At 58.9% G+C, this 6145-nt stretch carries 4 protein-coding genes and 1 pseudogene; 3 read left to right on the top strand and 2 right to left on the bottom strand.

Annotated elements, in window-relative coordinates; translation table 11 throughout:
• Nucleotides 1-76: 76 nt before the first annotated feature.
• A protein-coding gene (locus tag AB5Y97_RS14280) for an IS3-like element ISAs20 family transposase (RefSeq protein ID WP_088813959.1) occupies nt 77-1638 on the top strand; the annotation gives its coding sequence in 2 pieces (ribosomal slippage) (nt 77-539 and nt 539-1638; 1563 coding nt in all).
• A gap of 29 nt (nt 1639-1667) precedes the next feature.
• Here the strand turns inward: AB5Y97_RS14280 and AB5Y97_RS14275 are convergent.
• Nucleotides 1668-2723 (bottom strand): annotated as a pseudogene (locus AB5Y97_RS14275) (replication endonuclease); the annotation flags it as partial.
• A 288-nt stretch (nt 2724-3011) separates the two neighbouring features.
• On the bottom strand, nt 3012-4511 hold the full coding sequence (locus AB5Y97_RS14270) for a sodium:alanine symporter family protein (RefSeq protein WP_005360093.1): 1500 nt from the start codon (nt 4509-4511) through the stop codon (nt 3012-3014).
• Between the two features lie 348 nt (nt 4512-4859).
• Here AB5Y97_RS14270 and AB5Y97_RS14265 point away from each other — a divergent pair, with 348 nt between their 5' ends.
• Both AB5Y97_RS14265 and AB5Y97_RS14260 read left to right on the top strand, forming a co-directional pair.
• The gene (locus AB5Y97_RS14265; RefSeq protein ID WP_201948356.1) at nt 4860-5297 is read left to right on the top strand and encodes a GNAT family N-acetyltransferase; all 438 of its coding nucleotides are present in this window, start codon (nt 4860-4862) and stop codon (nt 5295-5297) included.
• A gap of 76 nt (nt 5298-5373) precedes the next feature.
• Complete coding sequence (locus tag AB5Y97_RS14260) at nt 5374-6138, top strand: zinc-dependent peptidase (protein WP_234920658.1); 765 nt, start codon at nt 5374-5376, stop codon at nt 6136-6138.
• Nucleotides 6139-6145 lie beyond the last annotated feature (7 nt).

The following is a 6145-nucleotide window of genomic DNA, read 5'->3' as shown; positions in this document are numbered from 1 at the left end:
CCCCCGGTGTCAGAATAGTTGTCGCCTAATCTGAATAATCTAAATGTGAAGACCGGGGGCGGATAAAGAGTGTCGAATGGCTCGTTATTCAAGTGAGCGCAAGGCTGCTTTGCTCAAGAAGCTGCTGCCGCCCATCAATATGTCGGTGGCCGAGTTGGCTCGGCAGGAAAACATCAGCGAGGTCACTCTGTATAATTGGCGCAAACACGCCAAAGACGGAGGGTCTCCTGTGCCCGGGGACAACAAACTGACCGATGAATGGCCCGCCGAGGCCAAGTTCGCCGTCGTGCTGGAAACCGCTGCGCTTTCCGAGATTGAACTCAGTGAGTACTGCCGCCGTAAGGGTCTCTATCCCGAGCAAGTCCAGCAATGGCGCCAAGCCTGTATTCTGGGCCAGCAATCCGCTCGTACCTTACAACAGGCGGAGAAGGCACAGGCCAAAGCGGACAAGAAGCGTATCCGGCAACTGGAGCAAGAGCTGCGGCGCAAAGACAAGGCCCTGGCCGAGGCAGCAGCTCTGCTGATATTGCAAAAAAAGCTCGATGCCTACTGGAGCAACGTCGACGAGGACAACTGACCTCGTTGCCAGAGCGGCAGCAATACGTTGCATGGTGGCGCGAAGCGCTTGAAGCTGGCGCCCGCAAGCATCCTGCGGCCGAGGTGTTGGGGCTGAGTCTGCGCACGCTCCAGCGCTGGTTGGCCGGGCCTGAGCTGAGTGCCGATAGGCGACCGGATGCGGTTCGTTCCATACCTGCTCATGCATTGAGCCCAGAGGAGCGGCAGGCCGTGCTGGACGTCTGCAATAGCCAGGAGTTCGCCTCGTTGCCGCCGAGTCAAATTGTGCCACGGCTGGCCGACCAGGGGCGCTACTTGGCCAGTGAGTCGAGCTTCTATCGCATCTTGCGGGCGGCTGACCAGCAGCACAGGCGTGGCCGGAGCCAGCCACCGCGCCATGTGCCGGTACCAACCAGCCATACCGCGACTGGGCCCAATCAAGTGTGGTCCTGGGATATCACCTACTTGCCGTCACTCGTGCGCGGCCAGTATTACTACCTCTATCTGATAGAGGACATCTACAGCCGCAAAGGGGTGGGCTGGGAAGTGCATGAGCAAGAGTGCGGTGAACGGGCGGCGGCGTTGCTGCAACGGAGCATCATCCGCGAGCAGTGCTGGAAGCAGCCGCTGGTCTTGCACTCGGACAACGGCGCGCCAATGAAGTCAGTCACGCTGCTGACCAAGATGCATGACCTGGGTGTCACGCCCTCGCGGGGACGGCCTCGGGTCAGCAACGATAATCCGTACTCGGAGTCATTGTTCAGGACGCTGAAGTACTGTCCGCAGTGGCCATCAGACGGCTTTGCCAGTCTGGAAGCGGCCAGGGAGTGGGTGCGCGACTTTATGGCCTGGTATAACGAAGAGCACCGGCATAGCCGTATCCGCTTCGTCACACCCAACGAGCGGCATCGGGGTGACGATAAAGCCCTGCTGGCGAAACGGGATGCTGTGTACCAGGCCGCCCGAGCACAACACCCAGCGAGGTGGAGTGGCAAGACGCGAGACTGGACACCTATCGGTGCCGTGATGCTAAATCCGGAGCGGCCCGAGAAACCCGAGCCGGAGCAAAAAGAGGCTGCTTAAAACAGCTTTGCGCGACAACTATCTTGAAAAACGCCGTACTCATCCGGCTGGTCCAGTTCGGTTGGTGGTTGGCAATCTGCTATCCAATCTGGCTCGCTCGGGAGCGATTGACTTGACTGCAACTGTCCATTCTCCAGCCAAAGGGTGAAACCGTCTGTCGTGACGCTGGCGCCAGCCCGCAATCGGTCGATGGAGAAGGGGGATAACCCCCATTGTTCCCTCATGGTCTGGTCTGTGAAGGCATCAGGATCCGGTAGCGTACAGTTATTGTCAGAGCTCCAAGGTGCCGGGCTGTCGCCCGTCTTAACCCCAACCCCCTTCGCTGCAGCCTCGGCGGCTTTCCTGGCTTCATGGGTGCCGGCGGGCACAATTTCCCACCCTTGCAGGCGGGTCTTGATGCCCAAGCGAGCGGAGGTCATGCCCATCAGGCGCTTGATGTCTTCGCCATAGCTGTTGGCCTGCTCCTTGATGAGGTGGGCCAGCTTGATGGGGTGTTCGGCGCGGGTCGCCAGTGCACCGCCCATGGCGTGCAGATAGCAGCGAAAGATGCCGTTATTAGCGGCAAAGCGAGCAGCCTCAAATCGTGGGTCTTGCAGCACGGGCTTGGGTGGGCCCACCAGACCGGCATGCTTCTTGGCGTTGCTGATGCGGCGCAGCTCACGCCATACCCCGACCGGGGCGCCGCCGATCTGCTGGAAGGTGCGAATACCCCACCAACTGGCCCAAGCCACGGCATGCAGGGCGCCCTCATCGGCGGCAGTACCAGCCTCCTCGTCATCGTCCAGGTAGGCGCCGTCGATGTTCTTGGCAATGTATTTGGCGAGATAGCCGGCGGCATCCCCCTTGGCTGGGTCTATCTCTTTCCAGTCAAAGCGGGGAGTAAAGTCGGTAAAGGGTGGGGTGCCCTTGATATCCCGTACCAGCTCGTCGTGGTCATCGGTCAGGGCATAGCGTTGCAGGATGCCGATCACCCGGTTGCGATCTTCCGGGCGCATAAATAGCAGCAGGTGCCAGTGTGGGGTGCCGTCGTGGTGAGCCTCGCAAACACGAAATCCATAAACGGGGGCGTTCCACCGTTTGAGGGCGCCACTTGATATTTCATCAGACGATGACATACGCCCACTTTGCACCGGATTATCTCAATGACGCTGTCCGCTTTAACCCGTTGGAAAACCATCTTCAACCAGCGTGATTTCCCCGGGAATGGGCAGAAAAAAGTGTCCACATTTTGCCAATTTTGGTCTCTTTTCACGTCCCAACGTGTCCCTTATGTGGCACTTAACTCCTTGGTTTGAATGCAACCTATTGAAATTAAAGAAATAAAAATGGCAGCCGAGGCTGCCATTTTTATTGATCTCTTATGTCGTTCTGGTTCAGGAGGTCTTGCGATCCTGATCCGGCTCGAACTGATGGCCCGATTTCTCCCGCTCCAGGTTCTCTTCGGAGCGTTTGCCCACCCAGTAATCGGCGTTCTTGATGCCGAGCTTCTCCGGGTGGAATACGGGGTCAATACCTTGTGCCTGCTGCGCTTCATAATCCTTCAGACAGGTGAAGGCGGTCTTTTGCAGCAGCAGGATGGCGATGATGTTGAGCCATGCCATCAGGCCAACCCCGATATCACCCATGCCCCACGCCAGATCCGCCGTCTTGACGGTGCCGTAGACAGTGGCAGCCATCAGCGCAATTTTCAGCAAGAAGGTGAGCCAGGGGCGATTAATCTTGCGGTTGATGTAGGCGATGTTGGTTTCGGCGATGTAGTAGTAGGCAACGATGGTGGTGAACGCGAAGAAGAACAGCGCGATGGCCACGAAAATGCTGCCAAAGCCCGGCATCATGCTCTCCATGGCGGTCTGCACATAGCCCGGGCCTGCTGCGATACCGGCAATACCCGTGTAGATGGCGGCGCCGTCCGGCCCTTGTACGTTATAGAGACCGGTGATCAGCAGCATAAAGCCGGTGGCGGAGCAGACGAACAGGGTGTCGATATAGACGGAGAACGCCTGCACCAGACCTTGCTTGGCCGGGTGGCTCACTGCCGCAGCAGAGGAGGCGTGCGGCCCGGTACCCTGACCCGCTTCGTTGGAGTAGACCCCGCGTTTTACCCCCCACATGATGGCCAGACCCAGAATGGCACCGAAACCGGCATCCAGACCGAAGGCGCTCTTCCAGATCAGCAGGATCACGCCCGGCAGCTGGCCGATATTGAGGGCGATGATGACACAAGCCACGATGATGTAGCCGAGCGCCATAAAGGGCACTACGGTACTGGCAAAGCTGGCGATACGCTTGACGCCACCGAAGATAATAAAGCCGAGCAGCAGCGCCAGACCGGCGGCAGTGACGTTCGGATCGATATTAAAGGCGGTCTGCAGACTGGAGCCGATGGAGTTGGCCTGCACGCCCGGCAGCAGCACGCCGCAGGCGAAGACGGTAGCGATGGCGAAGGTCCAGGCGTACCACTTCATGCCAAGCCCTTTCTCGATATAGAAGGCCGGGCCGCCGCGGTATTCACCGTTGATCTTCTCTTTGTAAACCTGACCCAGGGTGGACTCCACGAAGGCGGAGCTGGCGCCGAGGAAGGCGACCATCCACATCCAGAACAGGGCGCCCGGGCCACCGAAGGTGATGGCGGTGGCCACACCGGCGATGTTACCGGTACCCACACGACCGGCCAGGGTCATGGCCAGTGCCTGGAAGGAGGAGACACCGGCATCGGTGCTCTTGCCATCAAACATCAGGCGCACCATCTCTTTGATATGACGCAGTTGCAAAAAACGGGTGCGCAGGGAGAAGTAAAGACCGACCCCCAGACACAGGTAGATGAGCGCAGGGCTCCAGATTACACCATTGATGGCATTGACGATTTCATTCATGTACAACAACTCCTTTGTTGTGTTTGTGGCGCTGTCTTGGCGAGATCTTGGCCTCGCTCTCTGTCACTGTTTTTGGCCCTGTTTGTTAACAATCCAGTTAACAAATGAGCGCGGGGTTGAGGGGTTAAGCAGAGCGCAAACACGCGCCATGCATGGCTTGTAACATATCGAGTTGTATCAGTGCTTCCCAGCGAAAAATGTTGCCTTGTTGCAAATTTGTGAATTGACAAGGGTGGGGGGATAATGGCAGGCAGCGTTTTCTATGAGTAAAGATGAGATCCTCCTTGTTGATCTGCGCCAGACAATGTGACGGGCGTAACACAATGGAAAGCAAACATGAGGCCAACAATGAAAATTGACCCTGACACTTTGACGATCCGTCCCCCTGAGGACGACGACGGGAGCGCCATCGCCCACCTGTTCACCCAATTGGGGTATCCTGCCGAAGGCGCTGACGTGACGGAGCGCCTGTTGGCGCCGGATCCCGCGAGTGTTGTGCTGCTCGCCTCCCTAGGCGACAAGGTGGTCGGCGTGCTGGTGTGGCACAAGCTGGCACCGCTGCATGTTGCACCAGCTTGGGGCCTGATCTCGGCGCTGGTTGTCGATGAAGGGGCAAGAGGGACGGGAGTGGGCGCAGCCTTGCTCAAGGGAGCCGAAGCGATGGCGCGGGCCGCAGGTTGCGCCCAGCTGGAGCTATCCAGCAGTCTCAAGCGCGAGGCGGCCCACCGTTTCTATCTGGCGCAGGATTATCAGGAGCGGCCGAAACGGTTCGTCAAACTGCTGTAACCTGTTTTTTGCATCAAAAGAAGGAGTAGGCGTGCTGGGATGGTTCAAATGGCTGGGTGGTCGCCCGCAAACGTCCATGAGTGAGGATGAGTTGGCATTGTGGCGTCAGGCGCTGGCGGCAGTGCCCATCTTGCAAGGGCTCAGCGACACCGAGCAGACGACGCTTATCGGCTTGGGGCAACAGCTACTCAAGCGCAAGACCCTGACCCTGATCGGGGTCGAGCTCAGCCCACGTCAACAGGCGGTGCTGGCGCTGCAGGCGGCGTTGCCCATTCTTCATCTCGGTATCGACTGGTATCGCGGCTTTCACGAAATCATCATTATTCCCGAGCCCGTCACCCGGCGTCAGGAGGTGCAGGATGAGTTCGGGCTGGTGAGCGAGTTTGAAGAGGAGAACGCTGGCGAATCCTGGCCGCAAGGGCCGCTGGTGCTGGCCTGGAGCGAACTGCAGCAAGATGGCGACTGGGACGGCTTTAATCTGGTGATCCACGAGCTGGCCCACAAGCTCGATATGCTGGGCGGTGAGGCGGACGGTGCGCCGCCGTTGCCGGGGCAGATGAGCAGCCAGCTCTGGCAACAGGCCTTTCAGACCGCCTTCGACGAGTTGTGCCAGCAGCTCGATCGGGACGAAGTGACCGCCATCGATCCCTATGCTGCTGAACATCCCGCGGAGTTTTTCGCCGTCTGCTGCGAGTGCTTCTTTACCGATCCGCTGCGGCTGCAGCAGGTCTATCCCGCGGTATACCGGCAACTGAGCCAGTTCTTTAGCCAGGATCCCGCCCTGCGTTTCCCCGCGACCCGCTTGCTGGCGGGGGAGGTGGACGCCGAGTCACTTGGCTGATAATCGA

The sequence above is a fragment of the Aeromonas sp. R10-2 genome (assembly GCF_040908445.1).
Classification (GTDB): domain Bacteria; phylum Pseudomonadota; class Gammaproteobacteria; order Enterobacterales; family Aeromonadaceae; genus Aeromonas; species Aeromonas veronii.
This window is presented reverse-complemented; position numbering and strand designations above follow the sequence as displayed.

Excerpts from the sequence above, each read along its gene's own strand:
- AB5Y97_RS14270 (WP_005360093.1), bottom strand. The coding sequence starts at position 4,511 with ATGAATGAAATCGTCAATGCCATCAATGGTGTAATCTGGAGCCCTGCG.
- AB5Y97_RS14265 (WP_201948356.1), top strand. The coding sequence starts at position 4,860 with ATGAAAATTGACCCTGACACTTTGACGATCCGTCCCCCTGAGGACGAC.
- AB5Y97_RS14260 (WP_234920658.1), top strand. The coding sequence starts at position 5,374 with ATGAGTGAGGATGAGTTGGCATTGTGGCGTCAGGCGCTGGCGGCAGTG.